The organism is Halorarum sp. SLYT50 (assembly GCF_059821265.1).
The window spans coordinates 2,896,334-2,915,923 of the sequence record NZ_CM187555.1 but is presented as its reverse complement, the minus strand read 5'-3'; the positions used below and the strand labels follow the sequence as shown (position 1 = coordinate 2,915,923).

At 70.9% G+C, this 19,590-nt stretch carries 20 protein-coding genes; 13 read left to right on the top strand and 7 right to left on the bottom strand.

Annotated elements, in window-relative coordinates; translation table 11 throughout:
* The first annotated feature begins 66 nt into the window (after positions 1 to 66).
* Positions 67 to 282, top strand: coding sequence for a hypothetical protein (locus AC6RUA_RS15250; protein WP_499813846.1), 216 nt, complete (start codon positions 67 to 69; stop codon positions 280 to 282).
* Positions 269 to 445 (top strand): hypothetical protein, encoded by a 177-nt coding sequence (locus AC6RUA_RS15245; protein ID WP_499813845.1) that lies wholly within the window; start codon positions 269 to 271, stop codon positions 443 to 445. The genes AC6RUA_RS15250 and AC6RUA_RS15245 overlap by 14 nt, the downstream gene beginning before the upstream one ends.
* Positions 446 to 615: 170 nt before the next feature.
* Here the strand turns inward: AC6RUA_RS15245 and AC6RUA_RS15240 are convergent, their stop codons facing one another.
* Both AC6RUA_RS15240 and AC6RUA_RS15235 read right to left on the bottom strand, forming a co-directional pair.
* Complete coding sequence (locus tag AC6RUA_RS15240) at positions 616 to 1,644, bottom strand: ATP-binding protein (RefSeq protein WP_499813844.1); 1,029 nt, start codon at positions 1,642 to 1,644, stop codon at positions 616 to 618.
* Between the two features lie 185 nt (positions 1,645 to 1,829).
* Complete coding sequence (locus tag AC6RUA_RS15235; protein WP_499813843.1) at positions 1,830 to 2,960, bottom strand: Gfo/Idh/MocA family protein; 1,131 nt, start codon at positions 2,958 to 2,960, stop codon at positions 1,830 to 1,832.
* Between the two features lie 104 nt (positions 2,961 to 3,064).
* On the opposite strand from AC6RUA_RS15235, the gene AC6RUA_RS15230 reads away from it, so the two are divergent.
* From AC6RUA_RS15230 to AC6RUA_RS15210, 5 genes are all read left to right on the top strand, one after another.
* On the top strand, positions 3,065 to 3,913 hold the full coding sequence (locus AC6RUA_RS15230; RefSeq protein ID WP_499813842.1) for a TatD family hydrolase: 849 nt from the start codon (positions 3,065 to 3,067) through the stop codon (positions 3,911 to 3,913).
* 70 nt (positions 3,914 to 3,983) lie between these two features.
* The gene (locus tag AC6RUA_RS15225) at positions 3,984 to 4,565 is read left to right on the top strand and encodes a DUF2150 family protein (RefSeq protein WP_499813841.1); all 582 of its coding nucleotides are present in this window, start codon (positions 3,984 to 3,986) and stop codon (positions 4,563 to 4,565) included.
* A gap of 69 nt (positions 4,566 to 4,634) precedes the next feature.
* The gene (locus tag AC6RUA_RS15220) at positions 4,635 to 6,917 is read left to right on the top strand and encodes a LamG domain-containing protein (RefSeq protein WP_499813840.1); all 2,283 of its coding nucleotides are present in this window, start codon (positions 4,635 to 4,637) and stop codon (positions 6,915 to 6,917) included.
* Between the two features lie 90 nt (positions 6,918 to 7,007).
* A complete protein-coding gene (gene hmgB, locus AC6RUA_RS15215; RefSeq protein WP_499813839.1) occupies positions 7,008 to 8,345 on the top strand; it encodes a hydroxymethylglutaryl-CoA synthase in 1,338 nt (445 codons plus the stop codon).
* A 128-nt stretch (positions 8,346 to 8,473) separates the two neighbouring features.
* Entirely contained in the window at positions 8,474 to 8,821 is a 348-nt protein-coding gene (locus tag AC6RUA_RS15210) for a thioredoxin family protein (RefSeq protein WP_499813838.1), read from the top strand.
* Between the two features lie 185 nt (positions 8,822 to 9,006).
* On the opposite strand, the gene AC6RUA_RS15205 is transcribed toward AC6RUA_RS15210, so the two are convergent.
* Complete coding sequence (locus AC6RUA_RS15205; protein ID WP_499813837.1) at positions 9,007 to 9,729, bottom strand: helix-turn-helix domain-containing protein; 723 nt, start codon at positions 9,727 to 9,729, stop codon at positions 9,007 to 9,009.
* Between the two features lie 99 nt (positions 9,730 to 9,828).
* Between AC6RUA_RS15205 and AC6RUA_RS15200 the strand changes: the two genes are divergently transcribed.
* The 3 genes from AC6RUA_RS15200 (at position 9,829) to AC6RUA_RS15190 (ending at position 12,422) form a co-directional block, all read left to right on the top strand.
* Positions 9,829 to 10,455, top strand: coding sequence for a metal-dependent hydrolase (locus AC6RUA_RS15200; protein ID WP_499813836.1), 627 nt, complete (start codon positions 9,829 to 9,831; stop codon positions 10,453 to 10,455).
* Between the two features lie 87 nt (positions 10,456 to 10,542).
* On the top strand, positions 10,543 to 11,103 hold the full coding sequence (locus tag AC6RUA_RS15195; RefSeq protein WP_499813835.1) for a GNAT family N-acetyltransferase: 561 nt from the start codon (positions 10,543 to 10,545) through the stop codon (positions 11,101 to 11,103).
* Between the two features lie 104 nt (positions 11,104 to 11,207).
* Positions 11,208 to 12,422, top strand: coding sequence for a metal-dependent hydrolase family protein (locus AC6RUA_RS15190; protein WP_499813834.1), 1,215 nt, complete (start codon positions 11,208 to 11,210; stop codon positions 12,420 to 12,422).
* 29 nt (positions 12,423 to 12,451) lie between these two features.
* Here AC6RUA_RS15190 and AC6RUA_RS15185 read toward each other — a convergent pair whose 3' ends face one another.
* Positions 12,452 to 13,099 carry a GNAT family N-acetyltransferase gene (locus AC6RUA_RS15185; RefSeq protein WP_499813833.1) on the bottom strand — a complete coding sequence of 216 codons (648 nt, stop codon included), beginning with the start codon at positions 13,097 to 13,099 and terminating at the stop codon, positions 12,452 to 12,454.
* Positions 13,100 to 13,248: 149 nt separating this feature from the next.
* Here AC6RUA_RS15185 and AC6RUA_RS15180 point away from each other — a divergent pair, with 149 nt between their 5' ends.
* A complete protein-coding gene (locus AC6RUA_RS15180) occupies positions 13,249 to 13,515 on the top strand; it encodes a glutathione S-transferase N-terminal domain-containing protein (RefSeq protein ID WP_499813832.1) in 267 nt (88 codons plus the stop codon).
* Between the two features lie 82 nt (positions 13,516 to 13,597).
* Here AC6RUA_RS15180 and AC6RUA_RS15175 read toward each other — a convergent pair whose 3' ends face one another.
* A complete protein-coding gene (locus tag AC6RUA_RS15175; RefSeq protein WP_499813831.1) occupies positions 13,598 to 14,581 on the bottom strand; it encodes a transcriptional regulator in 984 nt (327 codons plus the stop codon).
* Positions 14,582 to 14,744: 163 nt separating this feature from the next.
* Here AC6RUA_RS15175 and AC6RUA_RS15170 point away from each other — a divergent pair, with 163 nt between their 5' ends.
* A complete protein-coding gene (locus AC6RUA_RS15170; RefSeq protein WP_499813830.1) occupies positions 14,745 to 16,049 on the top strand; it encodes a TiaS agmantine-binding domain-containing protein in 1,305 nt (434 codons plus the stop codon).
* 38 nt (positions 16,050 to 16,087) lie between these two features.
* Here AC6RUA_RS15170 and AC6RUA_RS15165 read toward each other — a convergent pair whose 3' ends face one another.
* The gene (locus tag AC6RUA_RS15165) at positions 16,088 to 17,173 is read right to left on the bottom strand and encodes a pyridoxal-phosphate dependent enzyme (RefSeq protein ID WP_499813829.1); all 1,086 of its coding nucleotides are present in this window, start codon (positions 17,171 to 17,173) and stop codon (positions 16,088 to 16,090) included.
* Positions 17,174 to 17,409: 236 nt separating this feature from the next.
* Positions 17,410 to 18,369, bottom strand: coding sequence for a succinylglutamate desuccinylase/aspartoacylase family protein (locus AC6RUA_RS15160; protein WP_499813828.1), 960 nt, complete (start codon positions 18,367 to 18,369; stop codon positions 17,410 to 17,412).
* A 93-nt stretch (positions 18,370 to 18,462) separates the two neighbouring features.
* On the opposite strand from AC6RUA_RS15160, the gene AC6RUA_RS15155 reads away from it, so the two are divergent.
* Positions 18,463 to 19,557, top strand: a complete 1,095-nt coding sequence (locus AC6RUA_RS15155) for a M24 family metallopeptidase (protein WP_499813827.1) — start codon at positions 18,463 to 18,465, stop codon at positions 19,555 to 19,557.
* Positions 19,558 to 19,590: the final 33 nt, after the last annotated feature.

Sequence of the window (19,590 nt, the reverse complement as noted above, 5' to 3'; positions counted from 1 at the left end):
TCTTCACGGGAAGAACCGGGGAGAGTCACCGTGAGAACTATCAGCGTTCGCGACCCAGGTACGAGTATGAGCGAGGGATCGATCGCACAGGCCGTGCGGATCGTAGCCCCCCTTAACCTGATTTTAGTCGGGGTTCTGATGTGGGCAGGCATCCTCACCGACAGAACCGTCATCATCGGTCTTCTCGCTTGCTTCACCATCCCACTCGCGTTCGTTCTCGGGATGCAGTACGCCGATCTCTCTACCCCAGATATCGAGGAAGGCGCTCGTGAAGCGCGATGACTGGGTAGCACTCTCGAGTGTCCTCTCCCTCGGATCGGGGACGCTCGGAATCCTCCTCCTGTTCGCCGGGCAGAACTTCGAGGCCTCGATGATCACGGTCCTCTCCGGTCCCGTTATCTCGTCCATGATCAACCTCTACTTGATCGTCCGCGACGACGAGTGAAACCCCCGGTGGCGTTTTGTCATCCTGAATCGGGGTAGTACCGGGCCGATTTGATCGCTTCTCCGCCTGGTCGGTCGACGGCGGCGGGAGAGGAGTCGGACTCGGTGCGGTGGTTACGAAGGGCCGCCCGGCGTCGGGACCCGGTAAGGCCGGTGCGACGCATGAGCCGGTCACGACGACCCCGGGTCGGGGTCCCTGTCCTCACCCGGTACGATCGTGAACTCGAACCGCGCGCCGACGCCCGGTCCGTCCGCCACCGAGACGGTCCAGCCGTGCGACTCGGCGATGCTCCGGACGATGTACAGCCCGAACCCGGTCCCTCCCGCCACGCCCGTGACCCCCGAGTCGAACAGGCCGCCGCGCACGTCCTCGGTGACGCCCGGCCCGTCGTCGGCGACGGCGAACCCCGTGGCCGTCTCGGTGACCGTGACCGTGACGTCCGACCCGGCGTGTTCGAGCGCGTTCCGGAACAGGTTCTCGAACAGCCGTCGCAGGCGGGATTCGTCGGCGTCGAGGACCAGCGAGGCGTCGACGTCGAGCGTCGCGTCCCCGGACCCCACATCGACCATCTCCCACGCGTCCCCCGCGACAGCGGCGAGCGCCACGGGCCGAACGTCGGTCGCGGTCCGTCCCTCGGCCGCCACCAGGAGGATGTCCTCGATCATCCCGTCCATCCGGTCGAGCGCGTCGGCCACCCGCTCGATGGCCGCCGGGTCCCCCGTCGTGAGGAAGAGGTCGGTGTACCCCGTCGCGACCGCCAGCGGATTCCGCAGGTCGTGCGCGAGGAGTTTCGCGAAGCGGTTGAGCCGTTCGTTCTGGGCGGCGAGTTGTCGCTCCTGTTCGCGGCGTTCGGTCACGTCCCGGCCGACCCCGCAGAACCCGATCACGTCGCCGTCGTCGTCCACGAGTCGCTGGCCCGTGAGTTCGAACCGAACCGTCCCCTCCGTGGTGTGCGCTCTGGCCTCGACGACGGTCCTGCCGGCGTCGAATATCTCGGCGACGGCCCGCTCGACCGCCGGTCGGTCGGCCTCGATGAAGAACTCCGTGGGCGTCGTCTCCGCGAGTTGCTCGTCGGTCATGTCGAACAGGTCGTTGAGGCGACTGTTCCAGACTCGCAGCTTTCCTCGCTCGTCGTAGATGTAGAAGACGTCTCCGAGGGCGTCCAGCGAGCGACGGAGTAGCTCTCTCTCACTAGCCATTGACCATCTCCGTCGTCCGACGGGACGTCAGAGTACATAACTGGTACTGCCGGTAGCGGCCGGTGTACGACGGCGAAAGCGCGCCCCGTCGTCGGAGGGACCGTCCGTCCCGAGCGCGAACGGGAGACGAGTACCGCCGTCGCTCCGCTCGCTGGCGCGACCGGGAGACGGGAGCCGTCGCCGGTCTACTCCCCGTCCGTGGTGTGGCGGTCGGCCGGGTGGGCCGGCCGGTCGTCCTCGAAGTCGGGCGTCACCTCGCCGGACGCGACGAGCGACTCCAGCGGGTGGTCGTAGACGCCGGTCAGCGGGAGGTCGACCCGCCCCCGCCGTCGCATGGACTCGTGGCCGGCGAACAGTATCTCCGTCGCCCTGAGCGCGTTCGCCGCTCGCAACTCGGACCGGGCCGGACCGTCGAGCGTCGAGACGACGTCGTCGATGGCGCGGTCGACGTGTCCCGACAGCGCGTCCGGTACGTCGAGCGTCTCCCACCCGCTCCCGTCGCGGCGGACGCGCAGCGCCGGCCCCTCGTGACACCCCACCTCGATGACGCCGTCGGTCCCGACCAGACGGTGGTAACAGTCGTAGAAGTCGAACGGACCACCGCTGGGACTCGGGTCGTCTCCGGTGGCGAGCACCCCGTGGACCCCGTTCTCGTACTGCCAGCTCACGAACGCGTGGTCGGCCGTGTCGACGCCGTACCGGACGTGCTCCTTCGAGTAGTCGAGTTGGCCCAGCACCCACGCGCCGCGGTGCTCGTCGTTGAACATCCCGGCGAGGTCGACGCTGTGGGTCCCGTTGTCGAAGAAGTTGCCGAACGACATCTCGATTCGGTCGAGGTCGCCGACCGCGCCGTCGTCGAGGAGCCGCTTCGCCTCGCAGAACGGTTCGCCGAACCGGCGCTGGTGGCCGAACGTCAGCCGCACGTCCCGTCGGTCACAGCAGTGCGCCATCGCACGGGCCTCCCCCCACGTTCGCGCCATCGGTTTCTCGCAGTGGACCGCCTCGACGCTCGGGTGGGCGGCGCAGTCGACGGTGATAGCCGCGTGGGACGGTATCGGCGTGCAGACGGAGACCAGGTCGGGATTCGTCCCGGCGAGCAGCGCCTCGTGACTCTCGTAGGCGTTCGTGTGGGAGACGTCGAACTCGTCGGCGAACCGGGCGGCGTACTCGGAGACGACGTCGGCACAGCCCACGAGTTCGCAGTCGGAGCGCGCCGCGTACGCGTCGGCGTGTTCGTACGCGAACGCGTGGCTCCGGCCGCTGATGTCGACCTCCCTGCCGGGCCCGGTTCCGACGACGGCGACTCGGTACGTCATGGTCGTCCGTCGTCCGCGATCGCCAAAAGCCTCCTCTTCGGCCCCGGTCGGGTCGCGCCGACACCGTCCACGTTATAGGTCGCGCCCCACCAGTCGCAGGGGAGATGAGCGAGGACATCGGACACCCCGTGCTGGACGACCACCTCCACCTCGACCCGGAACGCGGCCGCGGGATGGACGCAGTCGACGACTTCGCGCGCCTCGGGGGGACGCACATGCTCGTCGTCAACAAGCCGTCGTGGCACCTCGGCGTCGAGGCGGACGACCCCACCGACTTCCGGCCGGTCTTCGAGACGACCGTCGGCGTCGTCGCCGACGCGACCGACCGGCTCGACGGGCGCGCGTGGCCGGTGCTGGGCGTCCACCCCGGGCTGATTTCCCGTCTCGTCGACGAGCGCGGTTTCACGGTCGAGGAGGCGCGCGACCTGATGCGGGGCGGACTGGAGGTGGCGGCCGAGTTCGTCGCGGAGGGGCGCGCGCTCGCGCTCAAGTCGGGGCGACCCCACTACGAGGTGGACGACGACGTGCGAGGCGCCTCGAACGCCGTGATGCGCCACGCGTTCGCCCTCGGAGCGGAGCACGACTGCGCGGTCCAACTCCACACCGAGGCGAGCGAGGACCTGCGCGAGGTAGCCGAGTGGGCAGAGAGCGCGGGGATGGCGCACCACCGCGTCGTGAAACACTACGCGGGCGGCACGCTCGCGGGCCCGACGCCGAGCGTGATGTGCGGGAAGGAGGACCTCCTGACCGCCTGCGAGGCGGGCGACCCGTTCCTGATGGAGACGGACTTCGTCGACGACCCGGAGCGGCCGGGCGCGGTGATGGGACCCAAGACCGTCCCCCGACGGGTCCGGTGGCTCCGCGAGGAGGGGCACGCGCGAGCGGTCGAACGAGCGCACGTCGACACGCCGAAACGCGTGTACGGCGTCGACACGGTCGGGACGCTGGGGTGACCCACGGGGCGTTACGGCCGCGATTCCGGGATAAGAAAGGCATATCAACACGGACCCGGACGGTGTGGGTATGAGCGAACCCGAGGAGACGTTCTACACCGAAGAGCGGTGGCAGAACTGGCTCGACCGAGTCAGAGAGGAGAGCCTCGACCCCGAGGACGAGGACTCCGCTCGACTCCTGCTCAACCTCCAGGACGACGCCGCCATCGCCGTAGCGAAGATCGTTTCCGCGTACGAGGACGACCGACTCGACGAGGACCACGCGGTCGAAGAGATAGCGAGCATCCGCGACATCGTTCTCTCGGAGGTCGACTTCGAGGACGAGGAGAAACTGATGCTCATCGACGGCGTCCAGACGAGCCTCGTCTGCGTGTTCTACGCGGCCGAAGAGTACGTCGTCGGCGGTCCCGCCGAGGACGCGTCCGTCACGCAGTACGTCGACGCGGCCGTCGAGAGCGAGGCCGAAGAGGACGTCGACGCCGCGCTGGGGTACCTCGTGCAGGCCGGCACGCGCATCATCGACGGCGAGGAACTGCCGCTCGAACGCGTCGAGGAACTGGAGTACGGGCTGGTCTCCGAGTGGGTCAACGGGCTCGACTCGCTCCAGTCGGCGATGGCCGACCCCGAGGTCGTCGAGGAAGACGAGGACTGACGCGCCCCGTTTCTCCCGACTGATAGCGGCCCCGCCACCCTTTTGCTCGGCGGACGGCGTGAGCGAGCTATGAGTCTCTGGGGGGACGAGCGGGGGCAGTCGGTGCAGGTGGGAGCGGTGCTTTTGTTCGGGTTTCTCGTCGTCTCGATGTCGATGTACCAGGCGACGGTCGTACCCGCGGCGAACGAGCGGGTCGAGTTCGAACACAGCGAGCGGGTCCAGGGACAGCTCCAGACCGTCCGGAACGCCGTCGTCGCGAGCGCCGCCACGGGCCGAACCAACCCGACGTCGGTCGAGATGGGCGTGCGGTACCCCCAGCGGACGTTCTTCGTCAACCCGCCGCCGACGACGGGCCGTCTCCGGACGACAGGCCTCGGCGCGGTGACGGTCGCCAACGCGACCGGGCGGGGGGAGACCGCCGACTACTGGACGGGCGCCGACCGGACGTTCGCGACGGAGGGAATCGAGTACAGGGCCGAGTACGCGGAGTACCGCGGAGCCCCGACGACGCGCTACGAGCACACCGTCCTGTTCGACTCGTTCGACGACGGTGTGACCCTGCCGCGGACGGGACAGCGACTCGTCGACGGACGACGGGTGAACCTCCTCGTCCTCGGCGGGGAACTCTCGGCGACGTCGAGTCGGACCGTCTCGGTCGAACCGCGGTCGACGAGCCTGGAGACGAGGACCGTCTCGGTCACCGATACCGACGCAGGGCCGGTGACGGTGCGCTTCCGGACCCGGCTCTCGGAGGCGAAGTGGCGGGAGCTGCTGGCGGACGAGCTCCGCACGGCCGACGGCGGGGGCGAGGGAGCGGCGGGCGACGACGCGTACGTCACCGACCTCTCGTACGACGACACCACGACGCCGAGCACCGTCACGCTCACGTTCAAACGCGGGGAGACCTACTCGATTCGGGCGGCGAAGGCGAACGTCGGGTCGGGCGGGGACGACCCCGGACCGCGGTACGTCACGACCGTCGAGGGCGACGGCGCCACGCTCGACGGCGACGAGCAGCGACGGCTCGTCGTCGAGGTTCGCGACCGCTTCGACAACCCCGTCCTCGGAGTTCCCGTGAACGTGACCGGCGTCCCCGAGAGTCGACTGGAGGCCGTCCGAGCGACGACCGGCGAGCGCGGGCGGGCGGTGTTCGCGTACACCGCGCCCGCCTCCGAGACGACCGAGACGGTCTGGGCGTCGTTCGGCGACAACGGCACCGAGGCCGAGCGCGCGAGCTTCACGCTGAACCCCGTCGGTGACACCGGCCTCCGCTGGGGCGAACCGGCCGACTGGGACGCGACGACGGACGAGCGAAGCGTCGTGCACGAGTCGCTGGCCGGCGCGGACTGGACCGACAGCGGCACGGTGCGGCTGGGATACACCGCGGACGACGAGGGGCTCGTGAGCTACTGGCCGCTCGACGAGACGTCGGACCCGACCGCGAACGACGTCGTCGGCTCGAACGACGGGACCCCGAGCGTGGCGAGCCGGGGCGGCGGGGGTGTTCACGGCTCGACCAGCTACGAGTTCTCCGGCGGAGGGACGGGCGACCGGGTCGACATCGACGGCGGCATGGACGTCTCCGGGTCCGCCGTCACGCTCTCGGCGTGGGTTCGTGCGGACTCGTGGGAGGACAACGGGAACGACATGCGGTTCGTCTCGAAAGCCAGCGGCACCACGGCCGACGACCACTGGTGGACGCTCGCCGAGACCGGCGGTGGGTCAAAGGCCAGCTTCCGGCTGAAGACCGGGTCGAACAACGACTCTACGACGACGCTCGTCGCGTCTGGAGCCGGTCTCCAAGCCGGGGAGTGGGCACACGTCGTCGGGGCGTACGACGGGAGTACGATGCGCCTCTACGTGAACGGCACGCAGGTCGCCAGCACCAGCGAGTCGGGGAGCGTCGCCACCGACGCCACGGTCCCCGTCGCCCTGGGGAGCAATCCGGACGGCTCCAACACGCTCGACGGGAGGCTCGACGACGTGCGCGTCTACGACCGCGGTCTCTCGTCGAACGAAGTCGAGGAGATGTACCTCGCCGGAGACGGCGGCCACCTCACGACCGGCTGGAAGACCGGCGCGACCCAGGACGTGAGCCACCTCCAGGTGCGGGACGTGGAGGCGACGCTCCCGGCCGGAACGTCGGTGACGGTGTACGTCGAGACGGACACGGACGGCGACGGCAGCGTCGACGAGACGAGCGACGCCGTCGAGTTGGACGGGAGCGTGGGCCCGTACTCCGTGAGTGGGTTGACGACCGACACCGACACGTACCGACTGCGAATCGAACTCGACACGACCGACCCCTCGAAGAGCCCGACGTTCTCCGGGGCGACCGTCGACGACTCGTGACTCGTCGCCGGGTCCGACGCCGAGTTCGACAGTCGACGTAAGCCTCATCGACAGAGGCATAAGCCCGTTTCCCGAATCCCGGCGCATACCATGACCGCCGTCGGCATCGACGCAATCGAAATCTGGACCGGGAAGCTCAAACTGAACCTCCCGGAGACGTTCGCGCCGAAGAAGGGGGAGGACCCCGAGAAGTACACCAAGGGGCTCGGACTGGAGACGTCGTCGTTCCCCGACGCGTACGAGGACATCGTCACGATGGGCGCGAACGCGGCCAAGCGGCTGATGGACCGCAAGGGGCTGACCCCCGAGGACATCGGCCGAATCGACGTGGCGACGGAGTCGGCGTTCGACAACTCCAAACCCGTCTCCACCTACATCGCGGGCTGTCTCGAACAGGTGTACGACGGCGACTTCCACCACGCCAACAAGGGCGAGCGGAAGTTCGCCTGCGTCGCCGGCACGCAGAGCATCGACGACGCGTACAACTGGATTCGCGCGGGCCGTCACCGGGGTCGGTCGGCGCTCGTCGTCGCCACCGACACCGCGCTGTACGAGCGGGGCGACCCCGGCGAGGCGACCCAGGGCGCCGGCGCGGTGGCGATGCTCATCTCCGAGGAGCCGTCGCTGGTCGAACTGTCGACCGAGCAGGGGTACGGGAGCGCCGACGAGACGGACTTCCTGAAGCCGAACCAGCAGTTCCCGAGCGTCGACGGCAAGCGCTCGATGCAGGTGTACCTCGCGCGGATGCGCGAGGCGCTGACGGACTTCGAGAGCGTCGCGTGGGACACCCACCCGAACGACTTCGCGTACATCCCGTTCCACACGCCGTTCCCCGGGATGGTCCGGAAGGCGGGCCTGCTGGGCTACCGGCACATGATTCGCGACACCGACATCGAGGAGGAACTCGCGGACAGCATCGGTCGCCAGCCGCGCGAGGAGGAGTTCGACGACCGCGAGGAGTACGAGGAGGCCATCCGCGGCTACATGGACGACTTGAAGGGGACCGAGACGTACCGCGACTGGTACGCCCGCGTCATCGAACCGACGCTCGGCCTCGCGCGTCGGGTCGGGAACTGGTACACCGGGTCGGTCCACGTCGCCCGGACCGCCGCGTTGAAACGCGCGCTCGAGAACGACATCGGGCTGACCGGGGCGAAGCTGCTCGTCGGGTCGTACGGCTCCGGCGCGCAGGCGGAGTTCCACGCCGAGACCGTGCGCGAGGGGTGGGACGAGGAGATTGCCGCGCTCACCGTCGACGAACAGCTCGAACGGCGGTACGACCTCTCGTACGAGGAGTACGAACAGGTCCACGACGCGCACAACCACGAGATGAACGCCGAAGTCGAGGAGTTCACCCAGCCCGAAGGCGAGTTCGTCCACACCGGCTGGGGTCGGATGAGCGAGCGGAAGTACGACTACGTCGAGTAGGTCGGACACGTCGAGTACGTCGAACACCGCCGGCGACGCTCGCACCCCGCCCGTGCGTACTGGTCCGCGTGTGCGCGACGGGTGCACGCGGGTGTGACGGTCATGTCCGTGGAGCGCGAACCGGAACCGTGACCGACGCTGCCGCGACGCCGAAACCCCGGGACGTGGACGCGCGGGAGTTCCGCGCCGAACTCGACGCAGAACTGCGCGAACACGACCTCGTGCTCGTCGACTTCTACACCGCGGGGTGTACGCTGTGTCAGAGCATCGAACCCGTTCTCGGCTCCGTCGCGCGGGCGGCGGACGTCCCGGTCCTGCTCGTGAACCCGAAGGACGACCCGTCGCTCGTCGCCGACCACGCCGTCCGCTCCGTCCCCTCGCTCGTGCTGTTCGACGCGGACGGGGAGGTGGACCGGCTGGCGGAGGGGTTCGTCGGGGCGGAACGGGTCGTCGAGTTCGTCGAGCGGCACCGGTGAGTCGCCGCCTGCACGCGCCGAGAGAACGTCGAACACGGGCGGGGAGTCGTACTACGATACCGCGCGCGGAGTGGGGAATGCGCGCCCGACGATGGCGACTGCGAACGACCCGCGCGCGACTGTGGACGGAACTGCCCGCGGTCGCTGGCGACGGCTCCTCCGCGGTAACTCCTCGACCGGAGTAGCTACAGCGACCGCAACTCCTCCAGTGCCGCGTCCAGCGGCGCGGTCGACACGGCGAGCGAGAACCCGTCGACCCGCGCGAGTGCGCCGGCGTGTTCCCATACCTCGTCGGCGTCGATGCCGTGGAGGACGACCGCGTTCGGCGTCGGTCGCACCACCCGGAGCGCGACGAGCGGCGACGACCCACGCGCGACGCCCGTGAACACGAGCGCGCGGTCGGTCGACTGGCCGTACAGCCGGTAGAACTCCTCGCTGGAGAGCGACCGGATGGCCTCGATGGAGTCGATGACGGTGTGCCCGTTCACCGTCTCGTGGTCGCCGGCGGCGATCTCGGTCGCGTCGAGCGCATCGTACACTCGGGAGGTGGGGAGCGCGGTCCGGTACTCGCGGATGTCGAGGACGATGTCCGACTCGAAGCCCGCGGAGACGACGCGGGCGTACTGGCGGATGCGGTTGCCGCCGCGCGACTCGTCGATGTCGAGCAGCGCCTCGACCACCCGAGACACCAGCCCGATGCCCGGCGAGGCGCGGCGTCCGCTCTCGTAGTCCGAGATGACCGACGAGGAGACGTCCATCGCGTCCGCGAGTTCGGTCTGTGACACGCCGAAGTCGGTGCGCCACTTGCGCAGCGTCGCGCCGGGGTCCGCGGACAGGGTAATCTCGCCGGCGATACGCCGGGCCAACTCGTCGCGCGGGGCGTCGCTCCCCGCCGCTCCCGGATCCATGCCCCGCCGTGGGTCGACGTTCCGAATAAACGTGTCGGGCCGGGGGGAACGGGGGTGACCGGCGAAAGCACCATGTGCTGGCGAGGCAACCCCCTACCGGTGCCCTCGACGCTCGTCCACGTCGCGCTCGCCGGTCTGCTCGCGGCCGCGCTGCTCCGCGACGAGCAGTTCGGCAGACTGAGCGTCGGCGCCGTCCTCCTCGCGGCCGCGCTCCCGGACCTCGACGCGTTCGCCTCGCTGGTCGTCGACGGCGCGCACCGGTCGCTCGGGCACAACGCGCTCGTGCCACTGGCGCTCGCCGGCCTGCTCGCGTACGACGCGCGAGTCGAGGAGTCCCGGCTCCGCACGCGCTACGGGTCCACCGGGCCGGCCGTCGCGTGGACCGCGCTCGCGGCGTTCGCCGTCGCGGGCGTCGGGCTGGACTACGTCACGAACGGGGTGAACCTGTTCTGGCCGCTCCACGACCAGTTCTACACGCTGAACGGCACCCTCTCGCTGTCGAACCAGCGGGGCCTCGTCCAGACGTTCGTCGACCTCGCGCCCGAGCGGGTGCGCACGACCGAGAACCTCCACTACAGCACCGGCGTCGACCCCTCACCCGGGGCGGAACCGGCCGACGTCGAGCGGGTCTTCCCGGTCGTGGGGGCCGGCTGGCAACTGCTCGTCGTGCTCGCCAGCGCCGCGGTGCTCGCGGTTCGGTTCCGGCGGGTCGGACGCGCTGGGTGACCGCCGTCGGTCCGGCGCACGTCCGGTGCGTCGGCGACGCGCCGCCGGCACCGGCGGCTTCAACACCCCGACGCGCCACTCGCGTCCATGGACGTGGACGTTCGACCGGTCGAGCCGTCCGACGCGGACGCGCTGTGGGACCTGAAGCGGGGGTTCGAGACCGGACTCGGCACCGGAACCGGGGGCGACGACAAGGCCGCCGCCTACGAGGCGAAACTCACCGACGACTACCGCGCGCGCTGGCTCGCGTGGGTCGAAGACTGCACCGACCAGCAGTCGGACTGCGTGACGGTCGCCGCGCGCGACGGAACCGATATCGGCGGCCCCGACGACGCGAGCGGCGGGGGTGATGATTCGGGGGACGACGGAGCGAGGACCGACCTCGTCGGTTACGCCTTCCTGCTGCCCGAGTCGCTGGCGTTCGTCTGGGACGCCGCCGTGCTGAACGAGATTTACGTCGCGCCGTCCGCGCGCGGAACGGGCGTCGCGGACGAGTTGATGGACGCGGCACTCCGCGCGGCGCGGGCACAGGACCTCCCGCTCGACAGACTCGTGCTCGACGTGGACCGCGAGAACCAGCGCGCACGAGCGTTCTACGAGCGGCACGGGTTCACCCACTGGGGCGAGATGGTCGCGCGCGACCTGTAGGGTTCCGGTCGGTCCGGTCGGTGTGCGACGGTCGGCACACCGGACCGCCGGCTCGACGGCCGGAGTTCGCAACCGTCTTGACGCGGCCGGCCGGACCGGGACCCATGCTTCTGCGGAACCTCACGCTGTTCGACCGCGGCGAGACGCGGGTCGGCGACCTCAGGGTCGCCGACGGCCGCATCGCCGACCGAGGGGACCTCTCCCCGGGCGGGGACGAGTCGGTCGTCGACCTGTCGGGGCGGGTCGCCCTGCCGGGTCTCGTCGACGCGCACGTCCACTTCTCGCTGTCGGGCGAGCGGAGCGTCGAAGACGTCGTCGGGATGAGCGACGCGGAGTTGGCGCTCGTGGAGGCGCGCAACGCCCGGGAGACGCTGGCGGCGGGCGTCACGGGCGTGCGGGCGATGGGCGCGCGCGACGTCGACGTCCACCTCCGCGACCGAGTCGCCGGCGGCGACGTGCCGGGGCCGCGAATGGTGGCGAACTGCCGCTCCATCACAGCGACCGGCGGACACGGTCACCACCTCGGCCGGGAGATAGACGGTCCCGTCGACGCCCGGCGGGCCGTGCGAGAGCAGGCGAAAGCCGGCGCGGACTTCATCAAGTTCATGACGACCGGCGGGGTGACGACGCCCGGCACGGACCCCGACGCCGTCGCGCTCACCGACGCGGAACTCGACGCCCTCGTGGACGAGACGCACCGCCGGGGACTGCACGCGGCGACCCACGCCCACGGCGCGGCCGGCGTGAAAGCGGCGGTGCGCGCCGGCGTGGACACGGTCGAGCACGGCACCTTCCTCGACGAGGAGGCCGTCGACCTCCTCGCGTCGTCGGACGCGACGCTCGTCCCGACGCTCTCCGCCCCGTACCGCATCGTCCGGAACATGGAAGCGGCCACCGAGGACGTCCAGCGCAAGACCGAGCGGGTGTACGAGCGCCACATCGAGTCGTTCCGGCGGGCGGCCGAGGCTGGCGTGCGCGTCGCAGGCGGCACCGACGCCGGGACGCCGTTCAACTCCCACGGGGGGAACGCGGCCGAGGTGGCGTTCATGAGCGACTACGGGCTGACGCCCGCGGAGGCGCTCACCGCCATGACCGCGACGGCCGCCGACGTCGTCGGTCTCGACGGACAGGGCACCCTGGAACCGGGCACGCACGCGGACCTGCTGGTGTGCGGGACCGACCCGACGGCGGACCCGACGGCGCTCAACCGCCCGGACCTCGTACTACAGGACGGCGCGCCGGTCGGCGGGACCGACCGGCGTGCACGCGAGGCGGTCCGGGACGCGGCCGAGACCGAGCGGTCGGTCGAGGCGGTCTAGTCGAGCGCCCCCGTCAGACGCGTCCCCGCTCATCGACCGTCGCCCGCACCGGTCGGCAGGTCCTCGACGAACGTCGCGAACGACTCGTCGCCGACCGCGTCGTCGTACTCCGGTTCCGAGACGGAGTAGCGGACGATATCCACCGGGTCGCCGTCGTCGGGGACGACCCAGTTCCGGAGGCGACCCTCCCGCCGACCGCCGAGTCGCTCGACGTACTTCTCGATTGCGCGTACGCTCTTCTCGTTGTCCGGCACGGCTCCGACCGCGAGCAGGTCGAGGTCGAGGCGGCCGAACGCGAGTTCGGCCAGCGCGGCCGCGCGCTCGCCCGAGTAGCCCCGGCCCCAGAACGGCTTCCGGAGCCAGATGCCGAGCGTCCCCGTCCGCTTGTCCCAGTCGACGTGCAGGCCGGTGTTGCCGGCGTACTCTCCGGCGCCGTCCTCGCCCTCGCGCGGGAACACCGCGTACGTCGCCGCCTCGCGCTCCTCCCACGACTCCCGGAACGACTCGGTCACGTCGTGGCTCTCTCTGGGGTGCTCGTGGGGACTCCACGTGAGGAACGCCGTCTCCTCGTCGATGGATTCTCCCCGTCCCGCGCCGTCGTACATGGTCAGCGCGTCGACGGCGGCGTCGTGGCGGTCGAGTCTGAGCCGGGGGGTCTCGATTCGCTCGGGGAACACGACCCGAGCGTCGCCGCGGTCGGTAAAAACCCCGCGTGGGGTGTGGTACGCCACGGCACGCCGGGGAACCGGACACGCGGTGGCTCGGTGGCCCGTCCGCACAGCCCGCCGACGTTTAAGTAGGACCGACCCGAACGCGGAACCGAACAATGTCGGACTCCGAGCTCGTTCTCTACGAACTGGAAGGCTGCCCGTACTGCGCGAAGGTCAAGAACAAGCTGGCGGAACTCAACCTGGAGTACGACTCCGAGTCGGTCCCCGTCCCCAAGAGTCAGCGCGACCAGGTCGAGGAGGTGAGCGGCCAGCGCGGCGTCCCGGTGCTCGTCGACGAGGAGCACGGCGTCGACGGGATGGCCGAGAGCGACGACATCGTCGACTACCTCGAGGAGACGTACGGCGGCGAGGCGACCGCGTAACGCCGCCGGACGGCCGTACGTCGGACGCGGATTCTTCTCGGAGAGACAGGTACGAGCGGCGAGGAGCGACCGGACCCGGCGACTACGCTTCCTGCGGTTCGTCCGAGCGCTCCCGGATGAGGTCGCGGATGCGCTCGGGGTCGTTCTCGTCGGCGACCTCCGCACACGAGACGATGGCGGTGCCGTCGACGGACTCGTCGCGGGGCTTGGAGTCGTCCTCCGTGAAGTACACCGCGCGGGTCCGGGTGACCCGGCCGATGGAGGCCATGAGCCGCGCGCGCTTGCGCGCCGTCTGCGTGAACACGGAGTGGCCCGACAGGAGGGTGAACTCCACCGGTTCGGGCTCCGCCTCCTCGCTGACCGCGGTGAACGGCGCGCGCTCCGTGGGATGGACGACGAAGCCGGCGCGCGACAGCACCGCGTGGACGTGTTCGTCGTCGGGGTCGGGCGTGGGCGCCTCGGGCGTCGGGTCCGCGTCGCGGACTTCCGGTGCGCCCTCGAACACGTCGACCGGGCCGGAGAACGGCCGGTCGAACAGGTCCTCGAGCTTCACGGCCACCTCGACGGAGGCGTTCATGCCGTCCTCGTACTTGGCGACCGTGCGGCGCGAGACGCCCAGTTCTTCGGCCAGTCGGCCGAGACTCCAGCCCCGCTCCGTGCGCTCGTCGTGGACGAGCGTGCCGTCGATGTTGACGTACAGCCCGCCGGGGGCCGCGTAGATGAGCGGCGGCACCTCCTCGATGAGCAGGTCGAACAGCGTGTCGGGGTGGATGGCGGGGACGCCGTGCCGGAAGTAGACGACGCCCGGCTTCAGGTCCTCGTCGCGCGTGCGGAGGCCGACGACGAGGGGCGTCGCCGAGAGGTACCCTCCGAGTCGACGCATCTCCGCCCCGGTGGGGCCGTCGAAGGCGTCCACGTTCCCGAGTACCTTCACCAGCAGCAGGTCCTCGCCGCGGCGGGCGGCGAGGTCGAAGCTCTTCGGCCGGACCGCACAGCGCTCGCTGACGAGGAACTCCGCGTCCGCGAGCATGGCGGTCACGTTGCCGAGCAACGCCTCCCGTGACATACCGTAATGTAAACCCCTCCACGCATATAGGAGTTGTGCCGGCGCCGAACCGAACCCCGCCGCCGTCACGCCATTACTTGCGGGCATCGCCGACAGAACTATAATCGAGGTCCGACCCGCGGGACGCGAAAGGCACAACTCGACCGGCCGCCTCCCGACGGGCGTGACGGTCATCGGCCTCGACGACACCGACTCGCGGACGCGGGGGATGTGTAGCACGTACCTCGCGTCGCTCGTGGCCGAGGGCGTCGCCGACGCCGGCGGGACGGTGACGCGCCGCCTGCTCGTCCGCCTCAACCCCGCGGTGGAACACAAGACCCGGGGGAACGCCGCGCTGGCGCTCCACGCCGACGTCGGCCCCGACGAGGCGGTCGACGTCGCCGCCGGTCTCGTGGAGCGGTACGCGGTCGACGACGACCCCCGCACCAGCCCCGGGCTCGTCGTGGCCGACTGCGCGCCCGAGACGGTCCCGCCGGCGGTCGCCGCGTTCGCGCGCGAGGCGGTCCGTGACTTCCACGACCTGAACGACGCGCTCACGCTCGCCCGGGAGGCGGGGTTCGAGACGCGCGGTTGGGGCGCGACGACCGACGAGGGAGCGGTCGGACGCGGTCGTATCGGCGCGCTCGCGGCGGTCGGCGCGTGGGCGGCGTTCGACGAGTGGACGTACGAGCACATCAGCTACCGGGAGTTCGAGCGGTGCGGCACTCCACGCGAGGTGGATACCGACTCCGTGTTCGCCGCCGCGGACGCCGGCTACCCGGCCGCGTGGGACACCGTCGACCGCGAGACCGGCGAGGCGGTCTGCGTCCCGAACGCGCCGGGTCCCATCCTCCACGGGATTCGCGGCGACGACGCCGACGCGGTCCGGGACACCGCGGCCGCCGTCGACTCGGAACCGGTCGAGCGGACCGGGCTCTTCGTGACGAACCAGGGCACCGACGCCCACCTCCGCGACGGAACGCTCGGCGAGACGCACCCCGGTCGGTCCTACCGGGTGACCGGCGAGGTGGTCGACCCGCCGGAGACGCGCCGCGGCGGACACGTCTTCCTCGCGGTCGGCGACGGCGAGGCGAGGTCGAACTGCGTCGCGTTCGCGCCGACCGGCCGCTTCCGCGACCGGGTGCGCGCGCTCCGGGCGGGCGACCGCGTGACCGTCTGCGGAGAGGTCGGACGGCAGGAGGGGGACGCCGACACGCTGAAACTGGAGAAGTTCGCGGTCCGCTCGCTCGTCCGGACCGAACCCGCCGTCCCCGAGTGTCCCGACTGCGGGCGCTCGATGGAGTCGGCCGGGCGGAATCAGGGGTACCGCTGTCGCGACTGCGGGACGAGCAGGGAGGGCAAGGTGGAGCGGCCGGTCGACCGCGGCCTCGAACTCGGCTGGTACGAGGTCCCGCCGACGGCGCGCCGACACGTCGCCAAACCGCTCGTCCGCGGCGGGTTCGACGCGCCGACGCACCCGGAGCGGTAGCCGGGCGCACGCGCTCGCGCGGTCGCGGAGTCAGGTAGTCAGGTTTTGAGTCCGCTCCCCGTGAGCGGGACCACCACGTCGTCGTCCGGGTCGAGGACCCCCCGGTCGCGGTACTCGCGGAGCGCCGCCGGCGCGACGGCGCAGGTCGGCTCCGTGTAGAAGCCCGCCGCGTGGAGGTCGGCGAGTTCGGTCTCCACGGCGTCCGCCCCGAGCGCGATGGCGTCCCCGTCCGTCTCCTCGACGGCGCGCAGAATCTCGTCCCTCCGCACCGGGTCGGTGATCTGGATGCCGTCGGCGGCGTCGTTGTCGCCGGCGGCCGCGTCCGGACCGTGGAGGGCGGCGACGACGGGCGCGTACCCCGCCGCCTGCGCGCCGAGCAGACGGGGGACCGAGTCGGTCCAGCCCGCGTCGCGGAGCGCCGTGAACCCCCGGTAGGCGCCGAGAAACAGCGTCCCGTGTCCCAGCGGGAGCACGACGGCGTCGGGGACGTCGAAATCGCGCTGGAGCGCCGTCTCGTAGGCGAACGTGGCGGTGCCGGCGAAGAACGCGGGGTTCCACGCGTGGCTCGCGTACCAGCCCGCGCCGGACTCGACGGCCTCGATGCACGCGTCCGTCGTGGCCCGTCGCGGCCCCTCGACTCGGACGGGCGTCGCGCCCGCGCGTCGGATGGCCCGGAGTTTCGACTCCTTGACCGACGCGGGGACGTATATCTCCGCGTCGACGCCCGCCCGCGCGGCGTAGGTGGCGATGGCGGCGCCGGCGTTGCCCGAGGAGTCCTCGACCAGGGTGTCGACGCCGAGTGCGGCCGCCCGCGACACCGTGAGCGTCGCGCCGCGGTCCTTGAACGACCCGGTCGGGAAGACGTACTCCAGTTTGAACGCGGCGTCCCACCCGGGCGCGGGCACGAGCGGCGTCGTGCCCTCCCCGAGCGTCGCGTGCGGTTCCTCGGGGAGGAAGCCGTCGAACGACCAGAGGCCGTCGCGGGCGTCGAACGCGGCTGGGTCGGGCGCGGGGCCGTCGGGGAGCGGCCGGTCCGCGTAGTCGAGCGGGTGTCCGCACTCACAGCGCCAGCGGTCGGCGTACGCTCGACCGCAGTCGGGACAGCGGAGCGAGGGAGCGGTCATGCTCGACAGGGTGGGGCGCTCGACCCAGTAGGTGACGGTTCCGGCGGAGCGAGGTGAGAGCAGACGGCCGGGGAGCGTGGTGATGCTCGTCCACTCACTCGGGCACTAGCGCATCCACCGTGAAGGAGGGAGGCCGAAGGCCGACCGGGTGAACGGTCGTTTTGGCGTGAACGGGTTTTACCGGGGTCCTCCTCGCTCGCTCTGCTCGCTCGTCGAACCCCGGTAAAAGAGGTTCGTCAGAACGAGTCCACGTCCGTCCCGACCGAGCAGACGTACTCGCCGGTCGCCACCTGCGGCAATCGCCGAGTACGCCAGAACACGCCGTCGTTGTCGGCGGTGACGCGCCCCTTCAGCCCGCCGAACGCGTCCGTCACCGTGAACAGCGCGTCGCCGGCGCTCACGTCCGCGCCGAGCGGTTGCTCGAAGGAGACGACGCCGCCGGCGGGCGAGCCGTACTGGTCGAACGCCGACGCGCGTGTCTGGACCTCCGTCTCGACGCTCCCGTCGAGGAAGCCGTAGTAGCGGAGCACGCGGAACATCCCCTCGACGCCGAGCGAGATGCTCTCCTCGTCCCAGCCGACGCAGCCGCCGAGTTCGGGGTCGATGGTCGGGATGCCCTCGTCGGGAGCGACGCGCGCGAGTTGGCCGTCCGGTCCCTTCTGGTCGAGAACGTAGCCCAGCCCGAACGCCTTCGCCAGTTCGAGACACTCGCGGTGGAGCGTGTGGCGCGGGCCGCACCGCACCCGGACCTCGTTTATCATCCGGGAGGTCGACCCCTGGTGGAGGTCGACGACCAGGTCGGCGCGCTTCGCGGCGTCGAACGTCGCGGCGGCGATGCGCTCGGAGGAGGTGCCGCTGGCGTCGCCCGGGTACGCCCGGTTCATCTTCGTGTCGTCGATGGGGTTGCGGTGCTGGGCGACCTGGAACGCGTGGTAGTTCACGATGCCGACGACGAGAATCTCGCCCGCCACGTCGTCGGGGTTCACTCGCGGAACGAACCGGTTGACGACGCCCAGCCCGTTGAGTTCGTCGCCGTCGCTGACCGCCTGCACGTAGAGGGTCTTCCCGTCCGCCGCGCCGTTCACAACCGCGACCGGGAGCCCGACGGTGGTCCCGTCGCGCGTCTCTCCCACCTCGAGCCGGCCCGTGTCGAACTCGCCGGGGGCCGCGCTCGCGGTCCCGAGCGTCGTCGTCATTACCACGGGCGTTAGCGTCGGCCACCTTGAGGGGTTCGGTCCCGGTCGGCGGTCGCCCGTGGATTCAAGCCCGCCGCGGTGGACGCGACGCGTATGGTCGACACAGCTCAGCGGGAGGCGCGGCTCGACGAGTACCTCGACGAGACCGGCTACGAGGCGGTCTGGTTCGGCCGACCGAACGGGTTCGCGTGGGCGACCGGTGGGTCGAACTGGGTCGTCCAGGGCGCGGACGTGGGCGACGCCGCCGTAGGCTACGCGGGCGACGGCGACTGGACGGTCGTGACGAACAACATCGAGGCCGAACGGCTCGCCGCCGAGGAACTCCCCCCGGAACTCTCGATGTCCGTCGCGGCCGACGAGTGGTACGAGGCGTCGCTGGCCGACTCGGTGGCGGCACGCTCGCCCGAGACCGCGGCGGCGGACTTCGACGTGCCCGGACTGGACTCGCTCGACCCGATGCCGCTGCGCCTCCGCCTCTCCGGGGACGACGTGCGGCGCTACCGCGCGCTCGGCGAGGAGGCGGCGACGGCGCTGGAGACGGTCTGTCGGGAACTCGGACCCGACGACACCGAACACGAGGTGGCCGCGGCGCTTCGAATCGCGCTCGCCTCGCGCGAGATCGAGGCGCCGGTCGTCCTCGTCGGCGGGAGCGAACGCGCCCCCGAGTACCGCCACCCGACGCCGACGGACGAACCGCTCGGCGAGTACGCCGTCGTCATCGTGACCGCGCGCCGCGGCGGCCTCCACGCGAGTTGCACCCGGACGGTGGCGTTCGACGCTCCCGAGTGGCTGGCCGAGCGGCACCGCTCGGCCCAGCGGGTCGAGACGCGCGCGCTCGCGGCGACGCGTGACGTCGCGCGGGAGGGCGGGACCGCCGGCGACGTGTTCGAGGAGATACGGGCCGCGTACGCCGACGAGGGGTACGAGGGCGAGTGGCGCCACCACCACCAGGGCGGCGCGACGGGGTACGCCGGCCGCGAGTGGTTCGGGACGCCGGACGGCGACGCCCCCGTGGTGACCGACGCGGCGTACGCGTGGAACCCGACCGTCCAGGGCGCGAAGAGCGAGGACACCGCGCTCGTGACGGAGGAGGGCGTCGAGGTGCTCACCGCGACGGGCCGGTGGCCGACCGACACGGTCGAGGTAGACGGACTGACGCTCGACCGGCCCGCGCTCCTCGAACCCTGACCGGTCGGCACCCCGACAGGGGAACCTTCATTG

Coding starts and splice junctions, on each gene's coding strand:
- AC6RUA_RS15155 (WP_499813827.1), top strand. CDS start 18,463: ATGGTCGACACAGCTCAGCGGGAGGCGCGGCTCGACGAGTACCTCGAC.
- AC6RUA_RS15220 (WP_499813840.1), top strand. CDS start 4,635: ATGAGTCTCTGGGGGGACGAGCGGGGGCAGTCGGTGCAGGTGGGAGCG.
- AC6RUA_RS15205 (WP_499813837.1), bottom strand. CDS start 9,729: ATGGATCCGGGAGCGGCGGGGAGCGACGCCCCGCGCGACGAGTTGGCC.
- AC6RUA_RS15225 (WP_499813841.1), top strand. CDS start 3,984: ATGAGCGAACCCGAGGAGACGTTCTACACCGAAGAGCGGTGGCAGAAC.
- AC6RUA_RS15195 (WP_499813835.1), top strand. CDS start 10,543: ATGGACGTGGACGTTCGACCGGTCGAGCCGTCCGACGCGGACGCGCTG.
- AC6RUA_RS15250 (WP_499813846.1), top strand. CDS start 67: ATGAGCGAGGGATCGATCGCACAGGCCGTGCGGATCGTAGCCCCCCTT.
- AC6RUA_RS15190 (WP_499813834.1), top strand. CDS start 11,208: ATGCTTCTGCGGAACCTCACGCTGTTCGACCGCGGCGAGACGCGGGTC.
- AC6RUA_RS15235 (WP_499813843.1), bottom strand. CDS start 2,960: ATGACGTACCGAGTCGCCGTCGTCGGAACCGGGCCCGGCAGGGAGGTC.
- AC6RUA_RS15165 (WP_499813829.1), bottom strand. CDS start 17,173: ATGACCGCTCCCTCGCTCCGCTGTCCCGACTGCGGTCGAGCGTACGCC.
- AC6RUA_RS15160 (WP_499813828.1), bottom strand. CDS start 18,369: ATGACGACGACGCTCGGGACCGCGAGCGCGGCCCCCGGCGAGTTCGAC.
- AC6RUA_RS15230 (WP_499813842.1), top strand. CDS start 3,065: ATGAGCGAGGACATCGGACACCCCGTGCTGGACGACCACCTCCACCTC.
- AC6RUA_RS15240 (WP_499813844.1), bottom strand. CDS start 1,644: ATGGCTAGTGAGAGAGAGCTACTCCGTCGCTCGCTGGACGCCCTCGGA.
- hmgB (WP_499813839.1), top strand. CDS start 7,008: ATGACCGCCGTCGGCATCGACGCAATCGAAATCTGGACCGGGAAGCTC.
- AC6RUA_RS15175 (WP_499813831.1), bottom strand. CDS start 14,581: ATGTCACGGGAGGCGTTGCTCGGCAACGTGACCGCCATGCTCGCGGAC.
- AC6RUA_RS15180 (WP_499813832.1), top strand. CDS start 13,249: ATGTCGGACTCCGAGCTCGTTCTCTACGAACTGGAAGGCTGCCCGTAC.